The organism is Terriglobus sp. 2YAB30_2 (genome assembly GCF_052114765.1).
Lineage (GTDB): Bacteria > Acidobacteriota > Terriglobia > Terriglobales > Acidobacteriaceae > Terriglobus.
Genome location: NZ_JBFRFJ010000002.1, coordinates 643,239 through 667,488, shown reverse-complemented (window position 1 = coordinate 667,488; position 24,250 = coordinate 643,239). Strand labels below are relative to the sequence as shown.

15 protein-coding genes are annotated in these 24,250 nt (G+C 57.1%); 9 read left to right on the top strand and 6 right to left on the bottom strand.

Annotated features, from left to right (window positions below; all coding sequences use genetic code 11):
- Positions 1–4,155 (bottom strand): MBG domain-containing protein (locus AB4Y89_RS05340; RefSeq protein ID WP_442299854.1); only part of this gene is annotated, 4,155 nt, incomplete at its 3' end.
- A gap of 767 nt (positions 4,156–4,922) precedes the next feature.
- Here AB4Y89_RS05340 and AB4Y89_RS05335 point away from each other — a divergent pair.
- On the top strand, positions 4,923–6,551 hold the full coding sequence (locus AB4Y89_RS05335) for a Na+/H+ antiporter (RefSeq protein ID WP_442299853.1): 1,629 nt from the start codon (positions 4,923–4,925) through the stop codon (positions 6,549–6,551).
- A gap of 66 nt (positions 6,552–6,617) precedes the next feature.
- Positions 6,618–9,209 (top strand): DNA topoisomerase 3, encoded by a 2,592-nt coding sequence (locus AB4Y89_RS05330; RefSeq protein ID WP_442299852.1) that lies wholly within the window; start codon positions 6,618–6,620, stop codon positions 9,207–9,209.
- A 39-nt stretch (positions 9,210–9,248) separates the two neighbouring features.
- Here the strand turns inward: AB4Y89_RS05330 and AB4Y89_RS05325 are convergent, their stop codons facing one another.
- Entirely contained in the window at positions 9,249–10,337 is a 1,089-nt protein-coding gene (locus AB4Y89_RS05325; RefSeq protein WP_442299851.1) for an SMP-30/gluconolactonase/LRE family protein, read from the bottom strand.
- 216 nt (positions 10,338–10,553) lie between these two features.
- On the bottom strand, positions 10,554–11,924 hold the full coding sequence (locus AB4Y89_RS05320) for a DUF1552 domain-containing protein (protein ID WP_442299850.1): 1,371 nt from the start codon (positions 11,922–11,924) through the stop codon (positions 10,554–10,556).
- Positions 11,925–12,064: 140 nt separating this feature from the next.
- On the opposite strand from AB4Y89_RS05320, the gene AB4Y89_RS05315 reads away from it, so the two are divergent.
- Positions 12,065–12,874, top strand: a complete 810-nt coding sequence (locus tag AB4Y89_RS05315) for an AraC family transcriptional regulator (protein WP_442299849.1) — start codon at positions 12,065–12,067, stop codon at positions 12,872–12,874.
- Positions 12,875–12,960: 86 nt separating this feature from the next.
- Here the strand turns inward: AB4Y89_RS05315 and AB4Y89_RS05310 are convergent, their stop codons facing one another.
- Positions 12,961–14,373, bottom strand: coding sequence for an MATE family efflux transporter (locus tag AB4Y89_RS05310; RefSeq protein ID WP_442299848.1), 1,413 nt, complete (start codon positions 14,371–14,373; stop codon positions 12,961–12,963).
- A 562-nt stretch (positions 14,374–14,935) separates the two neighbouring features.
- Here AB4Y89_RS05310 and AB4Y89_RS05305 point away from each other — a divergent pair.
- The 5 genes from AB4Y89_RS05305 to AB4Y89_RS05285 all read left to right on the top strand — a co-directional run bounded on the left by AB4Y89_RS05305 (position 14,936) and on the right by AB4Y89_RS05285 (position 20,405).
- On the top strand, positions 14,936–15,139 hold the full coding sequence (locus AB4Y89_RS05305) for a hypothetical protein (protein ID WP_442299847.1): 204 nt from the start codon (positions 14,936–14,938) through the stop codon (positions 15,137–15,139).
- 660 nt (positions 15,140–15,799) lie between these two features.
- Positions 15,800–16,702 (top strand): sugar phosphate isomerase/epimerase family protein, encoded by a 903-nt coding sequence (locus AB4Y89_RS05300; protein ID WP_442299846.1) that lies wholly within the window; start codon positions 15,800–15,802, stop codon positions 16,700–16,702.
- A 56-nt stretch (positions 16,703–16,758) separates the two neighbouring features.
- On the top strand, positions 16,759–17,856 hold the full coding sequence (locus tag AB4Y89_RS05295) for a c-type cytochrome (RefSeq protein WP_442299845.1): 1,098 nt from the start codon (positions 16,759–16,761) through the stop codon (positions 17,854–17,856).
- The gene (locus AB4Y89_RS05290; protein ID WP_442299844.1) at positions 17,853–19,466 is read left to right on the top strand and encodes an acido-empty-quinoprotein group A; all 1,614 of its coding nucleotides are present in this window, start codon (positions 17,853–17,855) and stop codon (positions 19,464–19,466) included. The genes AB4Y89_RS05295 and AB4Y89_RS05290 overlap by 4 nt, the downstream gene beginning before the upstream one ends.
- A 69-nt stretch (positions 19,467–19,535) precedes the next feature.
- Complete coding sequence (locus tag AB4Y89_RS05285; protein ID WP_442299843.1) at positions 19,536–20,405, top strand: sugar phosphate isomerase/epimerase family protein; 870 nt, start codon at positions 19,536–19,538, stop codon at positions 20,403–20,405.
- 134 nt (positions 20,406–20,539) lie between these two features.
- On the opposite strand, the gene AB4Y89_RS05280 is transcribed toward AB4Y89_RS05285, so the two are convergent.
- Positions 20,540–21,172: a YqaA family protein gene (locus AB4Y89_RS05280; protein WP_442299842.1), complete on the bottom strand. Its 633-nt coding sequence runs from the start codon at positions 21,170–21,172 to the stop codon at positions 20,540–20,542.
- Positions 21,173–21,515: 343 nt separating this feature from the next.
- Here AB4Y89_RS05280 and AB4Y89_RS05275 point away from each other — a divergent pair, with 343 nt between their 5' ends.
- On the top strand, positions 21,516–23,711 hold the full coding sequence (locus AB4Y89_RS05275) for a glycoside hydrolase family 3 C-terminal domain-containing protein (RefSeq protein WP_442299841.1): 2,196 nt from the start codon (positions 21,516–21,518) through the stop codon (positions 23,709–23,711).
- A gap of 35 nt (positions 23,712–23,746) precedes the next feature.
- Here the strand turns inward: AB4Y89_RS05275 and msrA are convergent, their stop codons facing one another.
- The gene (gene msrA / locus AB4Y89_RS05270) at positions 23,747–24,250 is read right to left on the bottom strand and encodes a peptide-methionine (S)-S-oxide reductase MsrA (RefSeq protein WP_442299840.1); all 504 of its coding nucleotides are present in this window, start codon (positions 24,248–24,250) and stop codon (positions 23,747–23,749) included.

The window sequence follows — 24,250 nt, the reverse complement described above, 5'->3', positions numbered from 1 at the left end:
ACGGCTATAGACTGCGGTCACACTGTCGGCAGCCAGGAAGCCAGTCAGGGTTCCGATTAGCGCTGGATCGGCCGTTCCATAGGTCTTGCTGGCAGCGTTCGGCGTCACCGAGGCGACGGCCTTATTGATGGTGAACTCTGCTGTGTTGTACGTGATGGTGTAGTTGCCCAGCACCGCTGCCGGGCTCAGCACCGCAGTGATGGTGTACGGTCCACCGGCCACGGTCTCGCCCGCGGCACGGCTATAGACTGCCGTCACGCTGTCGGCAGCCAGGAAGCCGGTTAGGGTTCCGGTCAGGGCCGGATCGGCCGTTCCGTAGGTCTTGTTGGCAGCGTTCGGCGTCACCGAGGCGACGGCCTTATTGATGGTGAACTCCGCCGTATTGTAAGTGATGGCGTAGTTGCCCAGCACCGCTGCCGGGCTCAGCACCGCAGTGATGGTGTACGGTCCAGCGGCCACGGTCTCGCCCGCGGCACGGCTATAGACTGCCGTCACGCTGTCGGCAGCCAGGAAGCCGGTTAGGGTTCCGGTCAGGGCTGGATCGGCCGTCCCGTAGGTCTTGCTGGCAGCGTTCGGMGTCACCGAGGCTACCGCCTTGTTGATGGTGAAYTCTGCTGTGTTGTAAGTGATGGTGTAGTTGCTCAACACAGCCACCGGGCTCAACGTTGCACTGATGGAATAGGGGCCAGCGGCTACGGTCTCACCTGCGGCACGGCTGTAGGTTGCTGTCACGCTGTCGGCAGCCAGGAATCCGGTGAGTGTTCCGGTCAGGGCTGGATCGGCCGTCCCRTAGGTCTTGCTGGCAGCGTTCGGAGTCACCGAGGCTACSGCCTTGTTGATAGTGAACGCAGCTGTGTTGTAAGTGATGGTGTAGTTGCTCAACACCGCAGCCGGACTCAGAGTGGCACTGATGTTGTACGGTCCACCGGCGACGGTCTCACCAGCGACACGGCTATAGACTGCAGTGACGCTGTCGGCAGCCAGGAAGCCAGTCAAGGTTCCCGTCAGAACCGGATCCGCCGTTCCATAGGTCTTGCCCGCAGCGTTCGGAGTCACCGAGGCGACGGCCTTGTTGATGGTGAACGAAGCCGTGTTGTAGGTGACGGTGTAGTTGTTCAGCACCGCGGCCGGACTCAGCGTGGCGCTGATGGTGTACGGTCCAGCAGCCACGGTCTCACCAGCCACACGGCTATAGACTGCAGTCACGCTGTCGGCAGCCAGGAAGCCAGTCATGGTTCCAGTCAAAGCCGGATCCGCCGTTCCATAGGTCTTGTTCGCAGCGTTCGGAGTCACCGAGGCGACGGCCTTGTTGATGGTCAAACTTCCATTGACGAAGTTGAAGCTGTAATTTGCGGCGGCGAGCGTGCCGGCCGCGGCGGTAATGGTATAGGTACCAGCGTTAGTAGGAGCTGCCGGACTGGTAGTCAGCGATGCGGTGCCTGTGACTACACTCTGGGACTCTCCGTTGACAAAACCCGTTATCGCGCTCGTGTAAGCAGGAATCGGCGTCCCATACACCGTGGCTACGTCGTTGGCGGTCACGGTTAAAGCCGCCTTATTTATCGTCAGTTTGGTACTGTTATCTGTCGCCGTGGTGAGATTGGCGTCTCCGGGATACGAATAGCTGATCGTATAGGGGCTTCCAGACGAGGGAATCGTGTGAGTGTCGAAGGTCCCGCTAAAGTTCCCGCTGCTCCCAACGATAGTCATCGGAAGGGACGTGCCGTTGATCGTGACTGTAACCGTCTCCCCGCTCGCTGCAAACACTGTCTTTGTCGCATTCGCTACCTGGCCGGAGATTGAAATGCTCGCCTGGCCGTAGGTTATGGAAGCAGATGCAGGAACAAGAGAGCTGAATCGTGCATTTCCTTTCACCAACTGCGCCACTGCATTGGATGTACTTGTCGTGAAGTTTGTGTTGCCTGCATATACAGCGGAGATGGAATGGTTCCCATCGCTGAGCGTTGTCGTCGAGTAGGTCGCAGTGCCAGCGCTGTCAGTCGTTCCGGTGCCTAAGGTGGCCGATCCATCCTTGAAGGTAACAACCGATCCAACCGGGACGGAACCGCTGCCGGGAGCAGTGACGGTAACGGTGGACGTAAAGGTAACGGATTGCCCGGAGACGGACGGATTGAGCGAGGAGGTCAAAACAGAGCTGGTATTGGCGGCATTTACGGTGTGCGAGGTGCCGCTTGATGTACTCGTAGAGAAGTTCGCATCGCCGGAATAAGTCGCTGTTATCGTCTTGGCGCCGGAGCTTGCCGAAGTCAGACTGCAAGCGCCTGCACTCACATTTGCTACACAGCTGGCCGATCCGTCGCTCACCGTAACGGTGCCCGTTGGCGTTCCGCTTCCGGCAGCAACACTGTAGGTTACGGGGTACGTTTGACCGACGACAGTTGGTGTCGCGAGGGCTCCCGCATTTGTGATCGTGGTCGTCGTGCTGGTCTTGGCCCGTACCACAACGCTGGCACCTGTGCTCGGATGGCTGCCTTGGCAGCCCGCGCTGGTGTTTGTGATAGATGCGGTAAACGGATATGTGTTGGGCGTAAGACCGGCAGTTGTGGCGATAGTCAGTGTTGCGTTCACCGTACTACCCGTGGAAGTTGCAGACGCTGGACTGAATACACCACTCGCTCCAACCGGTAATCCCGAGACCGCAAAGTCGAAAGAGCAAGCATTGGCATTGCCGTTGAACGTGAGACTTACGGCGTAGGTCGCACTACTTCCCACCACTACAGGGTTTGGCGTTTGCGCCCCAACTGTGAGGGTCTGTGGGTTCGAATCCGTGAACCAGTTGTACGCCTGTCCCTTCGAACCCGCTGCAGTCAATCCGAACGATACATTGAGATCGTGGTCGTCGGTAACGTAACTGTCATTGGAGATGTTGCCGTTCGCGTCCGCTATAGCGGAATATGGCCCATGAGTATCAAGCAACGGCGACTCGAGCAGCGTGAGCGATACGGTTTCCCCGGGTACCCAGCCTGAACCAAAGATATGGACGGGGGTTCCCGGTGGATAGTCTGAAGCGTCGGTCTCCACCGTCGGGAATCCATAGAGCTCTGTACTGTCCAGATTGCTTCCCCCCACAACCACAGCTACACCATCGGCTTGCAACACACTGGCAGCCGCACCTTGCCTGGCAGAATTCATCGCGGATGTTGCGACGACTGTCGAGTTCCAGGATTGATAGAGCTCGCTCGAAGAGAGCGGAGTGGAGGATGCAGTCCCGCCCGCTATCAACACACTGTTGTTATTCGGTAACAGCAAGGCAACATGCCCGCTTCGAGCGGTGGCCAAATGCGCCGGAGCAACCTTCAGGGTGTTAGCTGCTGGATCGAAGATCTCCAGGGACGATAGATCGGCAGTACCATTGTTTCCGCCGGCCACCAGTACCGTGCCGTCAACGAGCGTAGTCGATGAATGGGATGAGCGGGCTATATTGAGCGCCGGGCCCGGGCTTACAGAGTTGGTCGTGGGATCGTAGATCTCGGTGGAACCAATCTCAATCGTCGACCCATCGTTCGCGACACTGTTGCCGCCGGAGATCAGCACGCGGCCATCATGAAGCACAGAGGCGCTGTGAAACTTCCGCGCAGTCGTCAGGTAAGTCTGATATTGAAATGCTCCAGTCGTCGGAATAAATCTCTCAATGCTTGAGACGGGACCCGTTTCACGAACTCCACCGACGAGCAGAACATCTCCCCCTTTCAACTGGGACAGCGTAAACTGCGCCCTCGGTTCAGCCATTGAATACGGCACGGACGCCCAGGTATTCGTATCGGGATCGAAAAGCTCCGCGCTGTTCAAAACGGCCCCGCCGCTGGTGTATCCTCCCGCCACGAAAACGCGGCCATCCTGCAACAGCACTGCGCCGTGACCGTATCGCGCGATGAGCATCGGCGGTGCAGTCACGGTGGTCCCGTCGGTCTGGAGCACATCCACTGTAGCCAGTGCGTTCCCGCTTCCATCCTTGCCGCCAACGATCAAAACGCGGCCGTCATTCATCAGGGTGGCTGTAGCACCGGTGCGGGGAGTGGAAAGGGATGCGCCGACTCGCCACGTACCGCTTGGAATCTGATCGGCGGCAGCCCGCGGGCTGGGAACACAAGTCAGGAGAAGAGAGAGCAATAAAACAAAGGGACGTGCCTTCATCACAGCGGTATCCTGGCCAGCGTGAGATCACACAACGCTGACAGTTCTGGACGGAAGCATTCCGAGCACCATACGTGGCCAGGTCAAGATCGCGACGGCGGCCTTTCCACATCGGTAGGCCCTCTTAATAGAAGACTGTGGCAACAGACAGTAACCCGCCGCGGAATTTTACTGGGTTGCCGGGTTGGGCTAACAAATTAGCCGTTTCGACACTCGTACATCGATGTTCGCGAAGGCTCTGGCGGACGTACTAAAACAGGTGATCTGGTCGCCAATAATAAAAAGATGTATTGGAATCGGAACCATCGGTTTCCCCGATTTGGGGGTAAACATCCGTATACGGCTGTCCACTCATCATTACAGTTGAGCTGCTTAGAGTGCGTTACTTTCGTTACTCGCTCTAGGTAAAGTATGTGCGCAATTGCACACCGCAGTTCAGCCGACCATCCGATAGTGATTGAGCGGAGTGATGGAAGCTCGTGGGCGATTCGGCAAGGGCGTTTTCCTTGTAGGTGTAGTGCAGGGCCTGTGCATCTATGGGAGTTTTCCGCAATGAAAACGCCGCTGCACGCTTCTCCCGGGATACCCGGCAACAGGAAAAACTCAAGGCGTGTAAAGAGGGCCTATTCGCGCGACCCAACGAAGTGAGATTCAGCAAAGATGAACACGGAACACTGCATGCAACCAGATTGACTGCACCTATCGAAAGAGCGGATGACTTCTGAGCACCTATCGGAGCAGACTTAGTTGTAACGTTTGGAGTTGTTTTGGAGCAATTTGCTGCCGTACTCATTGTTCTTTTTGCGGTCTCCCTCTCGAAGATTGCCGCGCGGCTTTCTCGTATTCCTTTGCCGCTTCTACAGATCGGGCTGGGCGTCGCTCTGGCCGCGCTTCACGTGCACATGCCTCTCGATCCGGAGCTCTTTCTGCTGCTCTTTGTTGCTCCTTTGCTTTATGTGGACGCGAATCTGTTTCCGCGTGCGGAGGTGCGTGTGATGGGGAAGCCGATCCTGGAGATGGCAGTCGGATTGGTTTTCTTCACCGTCCTTGGTGCCGGATATTTCATCGATTGGATGATTCCTTCCATGCCGCTCGCCGCGTGCTTCGCTCTCGCGGCGGTGTTATCCCCAACCGATGCTGTCGCCGTTTCCGGCTTGATCGGCATGAAAAGGCTGCCTACCCGCCTGCTGCATCTTCTGGAAGGCGAGGCCTTGTTAAATGACGCGACAGGACTCGTTTGTCTGCGCTTCGCCGTCATCGCGGTGTCGACTGGCTATTTTTCTCCTGCTCATGCCAGCATCCGCTTCTTAACAGTTGTTTTGGGAGGCCTGGCGGTTGGTGCGTTTCTCAGCTTCATCCTTATGTCTGTGGAGAAAGGGTTTGAGAGAACCATCGGGGCTTACCCAGCTGCGCAGATTCTGCGGACGCTCCTGCTCCCTTTTGCTTCTTACCTGCTGGCAGAACATTTCAAGTTCTCCGGTATTCTTTCAGCCGTAGCCGCGGGGTTCGTTGCGAACTGGCTACTTCAGGAGATCCCGGAAGTTGAGACACGCATCAAGTCGGAAGCCGTGACTGATCTGATGCAGTTCACACTCAATGGCCTGATCTTCGTTCTGCTTGGACTGCAGTTGCAAGCCATTGCAAGGAGCATTCCTTCGGTTGTGAAGCAGGAGAACTTTACCTCTGCCTGGGTACTGGGCGCTTTTGTGCTGAGTATCACTCTTGTTGTCGGCGCCTTGCGTTTCCTTTGGACCTGGTTGGTTCTGGAGTGGTCGTTCTTTCGGCACAGGCACGAAGGTGGCAAAGCGCAACACACTCCTTGGAGACTTCTCGCTGCGACAATGCTGGCGGGCGTGCGAGGTGCGATTACCCTGGCGGCGGTACTGTCGATCCCATTAGCACTGCAGGACGGTACTCCATTTCCTGGCCGCGATCTGGCCGTGTTGCTGGCTTCAGGTGTGATTCTCTTCTCGATGCTTGCTGCGGCTGTCGGTCTGCCGTTGGTGCTCAAAGGACTGGAGGAGCCTCCGGAAAGCTCCGCCGAAGCGAAATTTCGCAATGCCCGTGTTTTGACGGCTCAAGCGGCAATTGGACGGATCGAGGAAGTAGAACACCGTCTTTCTCAAAACAGCCCCTACGCCGATAGCTACGCAGCGATCGCATCCCGACTGATGGACTACTATCGCCGTAGGATCGAGGCTTTTGTCGGGGACCAGTCAAGCCGGATAAAAGCAGACCGCCTCCGAGTCGCGGAGCGAACCATTCGGTTGGAGGCCGTCAGAGCGGAGCGGAAGGAAATCAGCCGAATGCTACGCAACCATGAGCTTGAGCCTGGCCAGGCCCGTGCGCTTCTCAAGAAGCTTGACAACACGGAGGCCACTCTCAAAGGGGGGTGACGCTAGGGCGTCCAGAATTTATCGGGAACCGCGCGGGCCTTTTGGGGTGGGATACTTGAAGTAACGATGTCTGACAGCAGTGCCACAGTGACCGCCGTCCTGGCGGAGAAACCCTCGGTTGCGCGCGATATTGCCCGCGTTCTCGGGGCCGCCAAGAAGGGCGACGGATTTCTGCACGGAAACGGATATGTGGTGACCTGGGCCGTGGGGCACCTGGTTTCTCTGGCGCAGCCGCACGAGATGCGTCCCGAGTGGAAACAATGGCGGCTGGACCTGTTGCCGATGTTGCCCGGCGACTGGCCGCTGGTGGTGTATGAAAAGACCAAAGACCAGTTTGAGGTGGTTCGGAAGATTCTGAACTCGCCGCGCGTGGCGCAGGTGGTATGCGCCACGGACGCAGGGCGCGAAGGCGAACTGATCTTCCGCTACATCTACGGCGCAGCGCTTTGCGATAAGCCTGTGAACCGTTTGTGGATCTCATCGATGACCGCCGATGCGATTCGCAAAGGCTTTGAGAAGTTGCAACCCGGCAGCGCCTACGACGGACTGGCTGATGCCGCGCATGGGCGAAGCCGCGCCGACTGGCTGGTGGGGATGAACCTGTCGCGCGCTTATTCCCTGGTCTACAACGAGGAAATCTCGGTGGGCCGCGTGCAGACGCCTACGCTGGCGATGGTGGTGGAGCGGGAACTGACGCTGCGGCAGTTCGTGTCAGAAGAGTACATCGAGGTCATCGCCAAATTTGAAGGTCTGGCCGAGCGAAAGAAAGAGACCTATTCAGGCACCTGGTTCCGGCCGCGCGGCGACCAGGGGAACGAGAAAGAGACGCAGGCGAAGTTGTCGCGGCTGGCTGCAGACGGTGAAGAAGCGAAGCAGATCGTCGAACGCGCGCGTACGGGCGCGGTGACGATTGAATCGGTGAAGTCGGAGACGCAACGCGCGCAGCCTCCGCTTTTGTACGACCTGACGGAGTTGCAACGCCACGCCAACCGGCTGTTCGGATTCACGGCGCAGGAGACGCTAACGTATGCGCAGGCGCTGTATGAGCGCCATAAACTCATCAGCTATCCGCGTACCGACAGCCGCCATTTATCGTCCGATGTGGCGGCAACGGTGAGTCAGATTGCGAATGTCATTGTGCCGCAGTATCCGCAAATGGTGGCGGAGGGAACAGGGACGCGCCCCCTCAGCAAACGCTATGTGGACGACAGTAAGGTAAGCGACCACCATGCGATTCTGCCGAATGCGGTGAACCCCGGCAAGTTGAACCTGAGCCCGCAGGAGCGCAAGATCTACGATCTGGTGTGCCGCCGCTTTTTGATGATGTGGCACGAGGATCATCTGCAGGCCGTCACGACGGTGATTACGGCCATTACGAATCCGGGACAGGATGGCACGGAGCCGGTTGTGGATCGGTACAGGACGTCGGGAACGCTGGTCCAACAGATGGGCTGGAAAGTTCTGGACCCGGTACCGGAGAAGCGGAAGAAAGGCGGCAAAGACGGCGAAGAGGAAGAGGCCGCGCAGGTATTGCCGACGGATCTGGCGGAGGGCCAGCCGCAACGGGTGGCTGCCATCGATGCGAAGAAGAAAAAGACAAAGCCGCCGAAGCGTTTTACGGAAGGTACGCTGCTGACTGCCATGCAGACGGCAGGGCAGGCGCTGGACGAGAAAGAGCTTTCGGAGGCGATGAAGGACACAGGCCTGGGGACGCCGGCCACGCGGGCCTCGATCATCGAGGTGTTGCTGAAGCGCGGTTACATTGTGCGTAGCGGCAAAACGCTGGAAGCGACGGACAAGGGGATCCACTTGATCGACGTGGTGCATCCCGAAGTGAAGACCCCGGCGATGACGGGGCAGTGGGAAGCGTACCTCAAAAAGATCAACCAGGGGGAGGCCCATCTCGCACCATTCATCGAAGGCATCAACGCATATGTGAGCGGTGTGATGGAGAAGGTGCGGGTAACGCCGCGGCGCCGGTTCGCGTCAAAGGCGAAGACGGTGCCGGCTGCCAGCGACAAGAAAGCAGCGGGTACGCGGCCACCGGCGACCGCGGAGGGCAAGGCGAAGAAGCCTTCGAAGACGACACAGTTGAATGGGCTGCTAAAAGAGCGGTTCGGGCACAAGACGTTTCTCCCGGGACAAAAAACCGCATGCATGGCTGCACTGGCGGGCAAGGATCATTTGCTGGCGCTTCCTGACGGGGCGGGAAAGACCTTGTGTTACCAACTTGCCGGGCTCGCGCTGGAAGGAACTTCGCTGGTGGCAAGTGCGCGGGTGGAGTGGATGGAGGCCGAGGTAGCGAAGCTCCGCGAGCGTGGGATAGCGTGCGACTGCATTCACGCAAACCGCAGCCGGGAGGCACTTCGGGCTGCATGCGTGGAGTACCTAAGTGGACGGCTGAAGTTTCTGTACATCGCACCGGAGCGACTGAGCGTCGCGGGGTTTCCGCAGATGCTGGCGAAACGGGCTCCGGCCCTGATCGCGATTGAAGACGCAGAGCGCGGGGTACGGGTGAGCCACGACTTTTTGGCCGACTACGAACTTCTACGCGAGCACCTCCCGGCGCTACGACCGGCAGGGGTATTGGCGCTAACGCGCGAGCAGACGTCCGTAATTCATACCGCGATTGCAGAGTTTTTTGGATTGTCGCTGTAGTTAGGGTGTGTCACCACACACCCTAACAGGTCAATCTCCTCAATGAATCCACGGACGATAGCCAACGACCTTCACGGGAATACGATAGATCGCGTCACTCGTTGTCAGATAGAGCGTCTTGCCATCTTCGCCGCCCCACGCCACGTTAGCCGTTGGCTTTTCGGTGAGAATCGTTCCCAGGTGCTTGCCCTCCGGGGAGATGATCCACACGCCGCCCGGGCCGGTTGCGAATAGATTCCCCTGCGAATCGATCTTCATCCCATCTGGAGTTCCTGTGCCCTTTGCTGAAGATGCGTCCAGAAACACCATGCCTTCCGCCACCGTACCGTCGCTCTTCAACGGATACCGCATCCACTTCTTCTGCTGTGAATCAGCAATATAAAGCCACTTGTTATCCGGCGAGATCGCGATACCGTTCGGCCGCGGCAAATCGCCGATCAGTAACTGCAGCTTCGCTCGGTTCGGAGCCGATCCAGCTTTGACAGCCGTTGCGTTCGGAATGCGATACACGCCATTTACCTTCAGCTTCTTCGAAGGATCATCATCCTGCTGCGTCGGAAGACCGTAAGGCGGGTCCGTGAAATAAAGCGAGCCATCCGGACCATACACGACATCGTTCGGGCTGTTGAGAGGCTTGCCCTCGTAGCTGTCGGCCAGAATTGTCTTTCCCCCTTTGGGGTCCATCGTCTCAAACCGAAGGATGCTGCGCGCCGCATGGCCTGCGACAGTCAGGCGCAGCTTGTCATCAAGCGTCATCCCATTCGTCCCCGGCTCCTTGCCGCCAAAGGGCTCCTTATCGACATAGCCGCTCGGTTGCAGCCAGATCGAAACCTTGCCATCCGAAGTCATCTGCCGAATGCTGTTGCTCGGAATATCTGCAAACATTAACATCCCTGGCTGTACCCACACCGGCCCCTCGGTCCATGTAAATCCAGTGGCCATCTTTTCGAGCCTGGCCCCATCAGGGATGATCGTGGATAACTCCGGACTTAGCTGTTCGATGTCTGCGCTAGTCTTCGTCGCCTCTACGGGAGGCTGTGTCGTCGTTTGGCCGTTCTTGCAGCCAGCTTGAGAAAGCGCGAGCAGCGACGCCGCGCCGAGAGTCAGCGCGCACATGCAACGGTTCATGGCGAGACCTCCTAATGGTCCCCACGATTGTAGCGACTAGAGCATTTTCCCTGTAGGTGTAATGTAGGGTTTCCGCATCTATGGGCGTTTTCCGCAATGAAAACGCCGCTGCACGCCCCTTTCGGGATATCCAGCAACAGGAAATGCTCTATTGCGAGGGAATGGATGACTCCAGCGGTGACGCCAGGCAATTCGCCACACCATCGAACCGGTTCGTTAGAGTGCAATCTCTCCCGTGCTGTCGCCTATCTGTTGTGTGTCGGCGCCAAGTCTGTGCATGACCGTGAGAAGAACGTTAGCCATCGGCGTATCGGCGGGGCAGACCACGTGACGATTTCCTTGCAACGCACCGTTAGCCTTGCCTGCAAGAAACAGGGGAAGGAACCTGTGCTCATGCACGTGCGAATCACCCATCGGGCTTCCGTAGAGTACGAGGGAGTGATCGAGGAGATTGCCGTCCCCGTCCTTGGTCCGGCGCAAATTGTCAATAAACCGGGCGGCCTTGCCGACATGATATTGATTCAGCCTGGCGAATTCTTCAATTCTTTCAGGTGATTCACGGTGATGCGAGAGGGTGTGAAACGGAGTCGTAACGCCACTCTCGGGGAAGATACGCTGACTCCGGTCGACACCCATCTTGAATGTAATCACGCGCGTCAGGTCGCAGCTAAGAGCAAGAAGCTGGAGATCGAACATGAGGTCGACATGATCGTTGAAGGAGTCGGGCACGCTGAGAGGTCCGCCAGCCTGAGGTTTCGGGTCCATTGCATTGCGACGTTCAATCTCCTGAATGCGCTTCTCAATCGCACGGACATCGTCCAGGTAATCGGCGAGTGTCGCCTGGTCTCGAACACCCAGACGCCGCTTTACACTCCTAGCGGCGTCGGTGAGCGAATCGAGGATGCTGGCCGTTGTGTTGCTCCCGGTCCCTTGTCCGGTCGGTGCATCAGGCGCAAACATGCTGTTAAATACACGTCGCGGAGACCGTTCCATTGGCAACGGAGTTGTAGGAGATGCCCAACTGATGGTGTGCGTGTAGTTGCAACTGTATCCGTAGCCGCACTCTCCTGCGATGGAGTTATCTTCAATGCAAAGCTGCATCGATGGTAGCCATGTATCGCGGCCAACGGCCCTGGCGTAGATTTGATCGATGGATGGTCCGGCGTGGATGTCTCCGCCGTCTGTCCTTCTGGGATGCGCGGCGGTCAGGAAGACAGCAGAGGACCGGGCATGATCCGCCATCGGTCCATCTTCCTCCGGCACGAGTGACATCGCATTGTGCAGCTCTGTATTACTGATGACGGTGATGTACTCACGTAGCGGTTCGAGGGGCTGCAACGACTTCGTGAAAGCAAAGTCTCGTCCTTCCTGGGCCGGCGACCAGTAGTTCATGGATCGTCCGATGGCAGTGCTCCCGGCCGCGCCATGCACCATTTCAATTGCTATAAATCGCGACTTCGGCGCTGCTGCGGTCAGGCGCAGCGGTGTTTGCGCTGGAACCATCGCGTCCAGAAAGGGAAGACCCAAGGTCACGCCCAATCCCTGCAAGACGGTCCGCCGTGAGAGGTGATTCCTGGTGATGAACATTGCCTTTTGTTCCTCCTCTTGTCTGTACTGAAGTCGTCACTGGTGTGCTTATTGAGCGTCGCTTTTGATGGTTCTATGGAACCATCCTCTACTCAAAAGCTGATGTCGCAAAGAGGCTAATACGGCATAAAATAGGGGTTATGCGTCGTACCCTGCTTGTAAGGGAAAATGATCCTGGCCCGGGAATTGCCATTGCCACGCATGGGCGCGAGTATCCGCGCAACTCGCACATCGCGCTCCATTCTCATGGTGCGGATCAACTTGTCTATGCAAGCCGTGGAGTGATGGAGATTACCTCAGGGCAAAATCTCTGGCTATTGCCGCCCCACTTCGGTCTCTGGATTCCCGCATACACCGTGCATAGCATTCGAATGCCGGAGCATGTTTCCATGCGTACGCTCTATCTGCGTCCCGGGCTCCATACGGCATGGACTACCTGCACGGCGTTCCATGTAGTCCCGCTTCTTCGCGAGCTGATCTTTCAGATTGTCGGTATGGGGAGAATCCGAGTGCGCAATCGTTTGGAATGCGCCTATCGCGAGGTACTCGTAGCCCAACTGAAGTGTTCGACTTCAATTCCGACCGGTGTTGCTCTTCCGCGGGATGCGCGAGCTCTTGCTGTCGCAGAGCTAGTACTCAAAAGCCCGGAAAGCCGGCATTCGGTAGCGGCGATGTGCGCCGCAGTGGGCATAGGCGTCAGAACCCTGCAGAGGGTGTATCAGCGTGAGGTGGGGTTGGATTTCGAATCCTGGCGAAGGCAGGTCCGTTTGATGAGGGCCATTCAGTTACTGGTAGCTGGCCACAGCATCAAAGAAGTCTCTTATGCTGTGGGATACCAGGAGCCGAGCACGTTTATCGATCTGTTTCGCTCTGTCTTTGGACAAACGCCGAAATCCTGGACCCGGGAGCTCGCTGCGTTGTCATCGCGGTTCGACTCCTCTCCCGAGTAAAAACGTGCCTGCAGTGCGAGAGTCAGTAGCTCAATCGGTCTGATGTCGCGTGGTTCATTGCTTCGGTAAGCCACTTATTCGAGCATCTAGATCTTTTGCTGTGCCCAACGGCCTTGGCGGAAGAGCACCAGGCTGATCATCACCACGGCAGTTTGAGCTACCACGACAGACACGAAGACCCCTTTGGCTCCGAGCGGTGTGTGCATGGCAAGCCACCATGCCAGCGGAATTTCCAGCATCCAGAAACCAACCAAGTTGATGTAAGTCGGTGTGACTGTGTCGCCGGCTCCGTTGAACGCCTGCATAAGTACCATGCCGTAGGCATAGGCCATGTTGCCGTAGCTGAAGATGCGAAGGCAGCTTACGGCTGCCGGAACGACAACTGGATCGTTCGTGAATAGCCCAATGATAGCCGGAGCGAAGACAATAAAGACCACGCCGACCGTACCCAGAAAGGCCATGTTCCACAGGCCGGTGCGCCATACCGCCTTACGGGCGCGATCGACATGACCAGCTCCCAGATTCTGTCCGACCAGGGTGGCTGCGGCGTTGCTGAGCCCCCACGAAGGCAGGATGGCGAAGATCACGATGCGGATACCGATGGTGTAGGCTGCGACCGCCGAGGCTCCGAAGAGGCTGACGATCCGCACGAGTCCGATCCAACTGGCCTGCGAAATCAAAAACTGCAAGATGCCCGAAATGGAGACCCTCATCAGCCGCCAGAGCACCTCGCCGTGCAACCGCATATGTCGCGCCGCGATGTGGAGGCGCTCCGTCCCCCGGGCCAGACGATAAAACTGATACAGCACACCAATTCCTCGCCCGCTAAAAGTCGCAAGGGCTGCTCCGGTCACGCCCAGTTTTGGAAAGGGACCAAGACCGAAGATCAGGCAAGGGTCGAGGATCAGGTTCAAGATATTCGAAACCCACAACAGGCGCATAGCGATGGCAGCATCTCCCGCGCCGCGGAAGATCGCATTGTTGAGGAAGAGCATCAGGATGACGCCCGATCCGCCCAACGCGATGCGCATGTAGTTGGCGCCCGTCGCCACGATCGCAGGTGTGGCTCCCATGAGCGTCAAAAGCTTGGGCGCGAGCAGCAGACAGGGAAGTCCGATCACCAGAGAGGTCACCAGGCCGAGAAAGATGGCCTGCACCGCGGAGATCGCCGCACCGTCTGCATTCTTCTCTCCGACACGCCTCGCTACCATGGCGGTAGTCGACATTCCCAGCCCCATACCCACTGCGAAGACCAGCGTCAGAATCGATTCCGTCAGGCCGACGGTAGCAATCGCATCGGACCCCAGGCGGCTTACCCAAAACACATCTACCACCGCAAAGAGAGATTCAAGCACCATCTCGAGGACCATAGGAATGGCCAGGAGAAGAATGGAGCGGTTCAGGCTTCCCGAGGTAAAGTCCTGATGGCCGCCTCGCAGGGCTTCTCGAATGGACTGCCAAAGGGAGGGGGCGATTTCGGGTTGAGTCGAGGTTTCCATATTATTGCGCTTGCCCATCATATCGGCCTGGCATCTCAGGAAGCCAAGGCCAGGTCAACACAAGTTATTTACCAACCGGCGCGTGTTCTGGCTCGCATCGCCGACCGCGTTTATCGACGCTTAATTGGAACAGGCCGGTTCCTACGCACTGCCAATATAGACTCTGGATTTTCGGCTGCTTAAATGGCTGCCGACTTACAGCCAGAAACACTTTGGGCCCGGGTAGCCCGCAAATTTGGGTTGCAGCGGCGTTTTCATTGCGGAAAACGCCCATAGATGCGGAAGCCCTACTCTACACCCACAGGGAAAATGCTCTAGACCTCGCAACTTAAGTAAGTTACCGGCGTACTGTTTCCCCAGATCGGGATTCAGACACGACTTCGCGTGAGACCCCCTAAAGACGGATTGATTCGTTAGTTTTCACTATGCCCGCCCTGGTGTATTGCCCCGGACCCATTTCGAAACACAACTGTATACAGCCATAAACACTTTGGGCCTGGGCGGCCCGAAAATCCTGGATCGGCAATTGCTACACAAACGTTTAGGAAAGGACGGTTAACGAATGAGGCCTACATATTACCTGAGGAAGTCGCTGAAGACGGGAGACGTGAAGCGTATCCCGTTCGCTGCCGATGATTTTCAAGAGATGGGTGTCCCAGCGTCTTTAATGGCGGGTATGCCAGAGTTGGAGGCGTTCCAGCTTGTTAACAAGCGCAACACGAATCAGCGTCACCAGCGTTTCGTCTATGCACTGGAGCGAGCATAGATGAGTGACTTGAAAAGACGGCTGCCAAGAAAGCTCTCATTGAGGCTGAGGCTTCCCGGTTCGAAGCAAAGGACCATCTGTAGGAACTGACCGCGAATTTGGAACGGGAACTTAATCCGATTCGGCGTCGTCTCCCGCTCACGGATGAGCAGGTTGCATCGCAGGCAAGCCTTATCCCTTTGTTTTTACGTGGCTGTTAGTGCTGCGGTCTCAGCTATATGTGACCCGCTTCTCTACTAACTCACAGAGCTTGTGTGTTGGCGGTAGTTGACACTGCACAGGAGGAATCACAATGCATCCACTACGGAAACTTTCGGGATTTCGGTAACACACGGCCGCTCAAGTGAGCGATTGTGGAGCGCACCATTTGCCCTCCGGCCGTATCCGGCTCTGAAACTGTTCCGCGATGCCACCTATGCGTTGCGCAAGGATAAGCTCCGGCTGACCTTTGGGACTATCCAAGCCCCTGGTCTGATCACGACGGAGGAGTTTCAGATCAGCTAGCGCTGCGGCCACGCGCGGCCTGCACGAGTCCTGGGCGGAGAAACCTGCCCCAACTGGCTATGGCTGGATGTTGATTACGTTTACTTTTTCGTCGTATTGTTTTATTTGTTTTTATAATCATTTCTTGTTATTAATGGTCATCCTGAAAGGGCAGTCATGATGACTCGTCGAAGTTTTCTGCAGAACGCCGCCGCCTTAACCGTCATGTCGCCCGTTGCCGCTCATGCTAAGGGACCGTTGCCTATCCGCATGGCGGTGGAATACAGCATGCTGCCTGAGAACCTGTCGATCGCGCAGCGCTTCCAGCTTGCCAAAGATTGCGGCTATGAGCAGATCGAGTGTCCTACCGAAGCCGATCAGGCCACGGCGGAGGCCATGAAGGCTGCTTCCGAAAAGTTTGGGCTGCCCATTCATTCCGTCATGAATATGGATCACTGGAAGTATCCATTCACCTCTTCTGACCCGGCGGTGGTGGAGAAAAGCCTGGAGGGCGCGCGCACTTCGATTCGAAACGCGCATCTTTGGGGCGCCTCGACGGTGCTGTTGGTGCCGGGTGTGGTGAATGCCCAAACATCCTACAAGGATGCATACGTGCGATCGCAGGCAGTCGTCCGCAAGCTGATTCCACTCGCCGAGGAGTTGAACGTAACGCTCGCGCTCGAAGAGGTCTGGAATAAATTCCTGCTGAGTCCGTTGGAGTTTGCTCACTACATTGACGAATACAACTCACGGCATGTGCGCGCCTACTTTGACGTGGGCAACGTCGTGCTCTACGGCTACCCGCAGGATTGGATTCGCACCCTGGGCAAGCGCATCGTCAAGCTCCACATCAAGGACTTCGCCTTCCAGCGCGGTAAGGGTGGCGGAGATTCCATAGCTCGCTGGGTGTCTCCCGGCGACGGGGATATCGATTGGATCGCCGTCCACGCAGCGCTGGAGGAGATCGGTTATCAGGGGACGGCGACGCTCGAGCTCAACTCCGGTGATGCGGATTACCTGAAGGACATGCGGCGCCGCTTTGCTCTGATCTTGTCAGGCGAGATGCGTTCCAAGGCTTAGTCGGCAGATCACTGCAGACTTTCCGGCCCATGCGCCAGGAGATGCTTGTCACCTTTATGATTCACGTTATGCGATTGACTCGTCTCTGTTTTCTACTGACGACTACTCTTGCGCCTCTCGCTGCTGTAGTGCAGGCACAAAGCTCGCCGCTACCGGAAGGCGCGCATCGCGACACTGTTCAGCGCGTCTGCTCCAGCTGTCACTCTGTACAGATGTTCACCGCGCGAAGGATGAGCCGGGAGCAGTGGGGGACTACCGTTTCGAGCATGGTCGCGCGCGGAGCGAAGATTAACGATGACGAGTTCGACCAGATCGTCGGCTATCTGGCAACGACGTTTCCGCTCAATGGCGAAGCCGGTACGGGCACAGCGACAACGAAGCAAGCCAAGGCTCCACGCAAGCCCAGCCTGATCGATCAGGCCGGCTCCGACGACAAGCAGGTCGTTGATGAAGATGCCGCCGCTCGCGGCAAGACGGTCTACATCGCGCAATGCATTACCTGCCACGGAACACGAGCGCGCGGCGGCAGCCGCGGCGCAGATCTGGTGCGATCGGTCGTGGTTTTACATGATCGGTACGGCAGCACTATCGAGCCGTACCTTGCGCAGGGGCATCCCAAATCCAAGCCGGTGGCACTGACACAGGAGCAAGTGAAGGACCTGTCTCATTTTCTACATCAACAGATTGGTGACACACTGCGCACGGGACCTTATAACAATCCGCTGAATATCCTGGTGGGCGACTCCAAGGCGGGCAAGCTTTACTTCGAAAATACTGGCGGCTGCGCTAAGTGCCACTCGGTCACGGGGGACTTGGCTCACATCGCCGGCAAGTACGCTCCACCGGCTCTGCAGCAGAAGGTTGTCTTTCCGCAAAACCGGGCGATCACGAAGCAAGGCACGGCTTCGCGTCAACTCGTCCCGACGATCACGGTCACGACACCCTCCGGCGCAACTGTGACCGGCGAGCCATTGAATCTCGATGACTTCAACGTGTCTCTGCGGGACGCGAACGGACACTACTTCAGTTTTGCCCGCAGCCCTGAGCTCAAGGTAGAGAAGCACAATCCTTATGCGGGTCACGAGGCGCTACTCGACACATACACCGACAAGGACATTCACGATGTCGTGTCCTACCTGGAGACCCTGCAATGAAGCTTCTTGCAACGTTCTTCCTCGCCCTGTTCACCGTTGCTTCCATGCGCGCGGAAGGCCCGGAGCAGGCAAGCCCGGCACAGCGGACAGGCGGCGGCCTTGATCCAGCGGTGCTGCTTAATCCGACGCCGGACTCATGGCCGACTTACAACGGAGATTACTCAGGCCGCCGCTTCAGCACGTTGACTCAGATCAATGACAAAAACGTGAAATCGCTCAGTCTCGCATGGCTCTACCAGTTGCCGAACATGGGCGATGGTATGGTCCGGCGGCTCGCTGGAACGCCAATTGTTGTGAATGGTGTCATGTATATCACCGTACCCGACCATGTATGGGCGATTGATGCGCGGACAAGCAAGCCATTGTGGCATTACGCCTGGACATCCAAGGGCGGCATCCACCTGGGAAATCGAGGCGTTGGCATCTCGGGTGATTCCTTGTATTTCGAAACGCCGGACTGCAACCTGGTCGCGCTGAATCTGGCCGATGGTACAAAGCGGTGGAGTCAGTCCATCTGCGATCTGGACCAGATGTATTACGCGTCAATGGCTCCGTTGGTGGTAAAGAACCACGTGATCACCGGCGTCAGCGGCGATGATCTTGACCGTCCTGGATTTCTCGAAGCCCATGATCCGGAGACCGGCGCGCTGCAGTGGCGTTGGTCGGTTGTACCCAAGCCAGGCGAGCCGGGTTCTGAAACCTGGCCCAATGCTGATGCGATGGCACACGGCGGCGGCATGACGTGGATCTCGCCTACGTACGATCCGGAGTTGAACCTGCTGTATATCGGCACCGGCAATCCGCAGCCGGTGATTGCCGGCACTGGTCGCGAGGGCGCCAATCTTTATACCGAATCCATCGTCGCTCTCCATGCAGACACCGGAAAGATGGCCTGGTATTTCCAGCCTTCGCCGCACGATACCCATGACTGGGATGCAATCCAGACACCGGTTCTGTTCGACGGCGAGATGGAAGGCAAACCGCGCAAGCTGCTGGCACAGGCGAGCCGCAATGGCTGGTTCTTTGTGCTGGATCGCGAGACGGGGAAGAACTATGTCAGCTCGGAGTTCGTGAAGACGAACTGGACCAAGGGGCTGGACACCAAGGGACAGCCGATACCGAATCCTGCGAAGGAGCCGCAGATCCCGGGTGTGCTGGTTACACCGGATTCCTCAGGCGGCGTGAACTGGGCGCCTTCAACGTTCAGCCCGAAGACGGGATTGTTCTACATCAATGCCACGCGTTCGTTTTCGATGTTCTACATCTACGACGATAGCCATAAACCGGAAGGCTGGGGAGGACACGGCATCGGTGTATGGTCCGAGGCGATGCTGCAAGCGGTGGACTACCGCACCGGAAAAATCAAATGGAGCCACAAGTGGCAGACCCCGGGTGGGGAAAGCGGGCTGCTTAGTACCGCCGGCAATCTTGTGTTTGCCGGAGATCCAAACAATAACCTTGTCGCACTCGATGCAACGACCGGCAACCCACTCTGGCACGTCAACCTGGGGACGGGCATGTCAAACGGCCCCATCACCTATGAGTTGGATGGCCATCAATACCTCCTCGTCGGCGCAGGCGATAAGCTATTCGCCTTTGTCATGAACTAGGGTTAACTCTGCTCGTACTCCGTAGCTGCTATAGTTTCTTCGATTGCTTCAATCTGGGAGATCAGGCACATGATGAATCGCAGAACGTTTCTTAAGAGCGGAACCGCCGCCTCCGCTCTCCTTGCTGCCACGCGCTATCTGCCTGCCGATCCTCTTGGCCTGCCCATCGGCTGCCAGACTTACCCCGTTCGCAAGACCATCAACACTGACTTCGTTGGAACCATGAAGGGCCTGCGCGCGGCAGGGTTCACCCAGATCGAACTGTGCTCCCCCTACGGCTACAGCGACTTCTCCAGCCTGCAACAGTACAAGCCGCAGGAGCTGCGGCGCATGCTGAGCGACTGGGGCATCGGCTGCATCTCCGCGCACTGGGGGGCGAAGGAGCTGTTTGAGAAGGCTGACGAAAGCATCGCCTACGCCAAGGACTTCGGCATGACCCAGATGGCAATCGCCGCGCTCGGGCCCTTCCACCCCAAGGGCACTGAGACCATAGACGACGTGAAGCGCTTCGTTGAGCCTTTCAACGCGTTCGCCGAAAAAGCTCACGCCGCAGGCATCACCGCGCTGCTACACAACGAGGGCTTCGTCTCTGCGCACATCGACGGCAAGCCGGTCTACGACATGATGATCGCCGAGCTGAACCCGGCGACCACCAGCCTGCAGTTCCAGGTTTCCACGATGCAGCAGGGCTACGACCCTGTCACGTACTTCAATAAGTACCCCGGCCGCTTCCGCTCCATGCACTGCCAGGACTGGGTCAAGGATCCATCCACCAGTTCCGGCTTCCGCCAGGTTTCGCTGGGGAAGGGTGTCGTCGACTGGAAGGCAGTGTTTACAGCCGCAAAGACCGCAGGCGTGAAGAACTACTTCGTCGAACTGGAAGAAGACCCTGCGCTGATGCCACCCAGTGTGCCGTATCTGAAGTCGCTTAAAGTTTGAAGTGAATGCCTACGACGTCAGTAATCTCAATGATCATCTTGAGAATGGCTAGACTATCGTGGCAATGCATCGCGACGAAGTTTGATTTCGCTCGAACTGTTGCACTCATCACGCATTGTCTTTGCAACTCCAGCCTAATCTTCCACCGGAAGAGGCACCCCTTTTGTCCGGCTAAGGAGCTTTCGTACGACCTGGATCGCGATCAGCACCACAAGAACTCCTGCTGTTGCCAGGACGATTACTGGATGAGCCTTCACTATAGACCCGATGATCTGAACAATCCGTGGGCCGTAGAGAATCGTGATGGTAGCCAGCACGCTAAAGCGAAGAAACATCCCTGCGAAGACGGCACAAAAGAGCGAGATAGCCCGCATCTCGAAGACCCCGGCCGCAAGCAGGAAGAGCTTTACCGGCATCGGAGGCGCCATCACAGAGGGAATCATGATCGCCAGAAATTCCTGTCGTTCGAAGCGGTCGCGAAGCTTCTCATATCGGGCACGATCAATCTTCTTCATCAGGAAGAGTTCACCGCCCGCTCGACCCAGGTAAAAGGGCACCAGGCTGCCGAGGGCCTCACCCCATGCTGCGACGAGACAATAGAGAAGGAATTTAGCGTGGTTGTGAGCTGAATACTCGACGATGAGTGCGTCAATCGGAATGTAGATAGACGCAGCGTCGATGGCAGCCAGCACACCCAGTCCCCATAGACCAAGCGGAGCCAACGCCGCGAATATGGCGACGTTCCACTTGTGAAAGAGGGAGAGCACGCACCTTTGATTCTAAATGGGAAGAGATCCGCAAAGATTTGGAGGCACGGTCGATTTGACAGCATTTTCGCGGTCTTCTCCGTTGTCGAAGCTATGGCCGAGGTGACCGCTCTGATCGGGCGATTTGCGTATTAATGGGCGTACATTTGCGGCAATCCATTTGCCTCGAACATGATTGTCGACTACGGCGAACCACGTAAATCCCGGGAATTTTTCGATATATGACGATAAGGCGTGACGGCCCACGAACGAATCACGGTTGACGTGTTTGCTGTAAAGGTAGTACCTTTCGTTTCGCTGTTTGATCTGCGGTGAAATTGCGGTTCTTTGAAAGGAAGCCTGTATGAAACTATTTGCTTCAGTACTGAGCCTGTGTCTCGGAGGAGTGATGTTGGCGCAGAGTCCGCAAGTGCCGGCATTCCGTAATACAAAGCTTCCGATTGAAGAACGCATCACGAATCTAATCGGGCAGTTGACGCTTGAGGAAAAGGCTCAGCAGCTAAACCATCTCAACCAGGGAATTCCGCGACTAGGAATTCCTATGTGGGGCGGATGGAATCAGACGCTTCACGGGGTGTGGTCTAAGCAGCCGACAACACTTTTTCCCGCTCCGATTGCTATGGGCGCGACCTGGGATCCCGCGCTGATTCACACTGTGGCGGAAAAGATGAGTGATGAAGCGCGCGCTCTCTATAACGCCCATGCTGACGGGCCGCGCTCCAAACATGGACTTGTCTTTCGCTCACCGGTAATCAACATCTCCCGTGACCCACGATGGGGACGCATCCAGGAAGTATTCAGCGAAGATCCACTGCTGACGAGCCATTTTGCGGTTGCCTATATTCGTGGCTTGCAGGGCGACGACATCAATCACCTTAAGTTAGCGGCAACGGTAAAGCATTTCGCAGTCAACAACGTTGAAACCGGTCGGCAACACCTTTCAGCAGCAGTGGATGAACGCAACCTCTTTGAGTATTGGCTACCTCACTGGAGAGCCGCAATCATGGAGGGCCATGCGCAGTCAGTGATGTCCAGCTATAACGCAATCAACGGGACGCCGGACGCGGTTAATCATTATCTTTTGACGGAGATTCTGCGAAAGAAATGGGGCTTCGACGGCTTCGTCACGGATGATCTCGGAGCGGTTCATCTTCTTACGGATGGGGGGAACAATCGGAACGGCTCAGAGCCTGGTCAACGATGGTCTGAGGATCCCGTGGCTGCGGCTGCCGAAGCGATCAAAGCCGGCAATGATTCGGATGATGCGGAGTTTGAAAAGAACCTCCCGATCGCTGTCAAACGCGGGCTTCTCACCGAAAAAGAATTGGATGCAGCAGTACGGAACGTCTTACGCGTAGGCTTCCGCCTTGGTGCATTTGATCCACCCGAGACGAGTGCATATGCCAGGATTTCGATGGATGTGGTTCGTGCACCGGAACATCTTGAACTCGCGCAAAAGCTGGCCGCGGAGTCACTCACCCTGTTGAGCAACCGGCAAAACTTTCTGCCGCTTCATCGTGAAGTGGTGCACAAGATTGCCGTGATCGGGCCTGCAGGTGGAGAGGAATACGAGACAGGAAATTACTACGGAACTCCATCACATAAAACGAGTGTTGTCGCGGGACTGAAGCAGTTACTTGGGGACTCCGTTAGCGTCGATTTTGGGCAGGGCGTTGGATTCGTGGAGCAGGTGAACAGCGGCGAAATGGAAAAGGCAATAAGCCTTGCGAAGCAGGCAGACGTTGTCATTCTCTGCCTTGGGACGAACGCTCGAGTCGAGGCGGAAGGCCGTGATCGCCGTAATCTGGACCTCGCCGGATATCAGGAAAATCTACTCGAGGCTGTGTTTGCTGCAAACCCTAAGACGGCTGTTGTGCTGATGAATGCTGGGCCTATCGCATCAACATGGGCGCAAGATCATGTGCCGGCGATCCTGGAGGCTTGGTATCCAGGTGAGTTCGGCGGGACAGCGATCGCCCGGGCTCTCTTTGGAATTGATAATCCGGGAGGGCATCTGCCGTATACGGTCTACGCCAGTCTCGACGGTGTCCCTCCGCAGAACGAATACGACGTTTCGAAGGGCTACACCTATATGTACTTCAAGGGGGTTCCTTTGTATCCGTTCGGACACGGATTGAGCTATACCCGCTTCGAGTTCACGGGTCTCAAGATTTCTCCTGAGCCTGTGGCGCAGAGTGGGAAGATATCCATTTCCTTTGACGTTCAGAACACGGGTGAGTTAACTGGCAGCGAAGTGCCACAACTGTATACGCATCAGCGGATCAGCACGGTGGCTCAGCCGATCAGGTCTTTGCGGGCATTTGAACGTATCGAGTTGAAGGCAGGGGAGAAGCGTCACGTGGAGTTCATGGTGCCGGTAAAAGATCTCGCCTACTACGACGTCACACGTCACGACTTCATGGTCGAACCGGGCACATTCGATGTGATGATTGGTGCCTCCTCAGATGACATCCGGCTGCGTGGAAGCGTGCGGGTGGGACCGACGGGCAACGCGCCGAAGAGTTCCGTGAAGAACTGACTCTTCGGCGCAATTGCCGCCGGCGTTCATGCACCTCAGGCTGCGCGGTGAGGAAGTATCCAATCCGGCCGGATGAAATGGCAGGTATATCCATTCGGGATACGTTCCAGGTAATCCTGGTGCTCCGGTTCAGCCTCCCAGAAAGGACCTGCGGGAGCGACCTCCGTCACAACCTTTCCTGGCCAGAGGCCGGAGGCATTCACGTCAGCGATGGTGTCCTCGGCAATTCGCTTCTGTTCCTCCGAGGTGTAGAAGATAGCGGAACGGTAGCTGGCGCCGATATCGTTGCCTTGACGATTGCGCGTCGTGGGGTCGTGAATCTGGAAGAAGAACTCGAGCAGCTTCCGGTAGCTCATCTTGGCGGGGTCGAAGATAATTTCGATAGCTTCTGCGTGGCTGCCGTGATTCCGATAGGTGGCATTGGGGACATCACCACCGGAATAGCCCACACGGGATGAAATGACGCCGGGATAGCGGCGCAGCAGGTCCTGCATGCCCCAGAAGCATCCGCCGGCGAGAATCGCAGTCTCTTGGCTCAT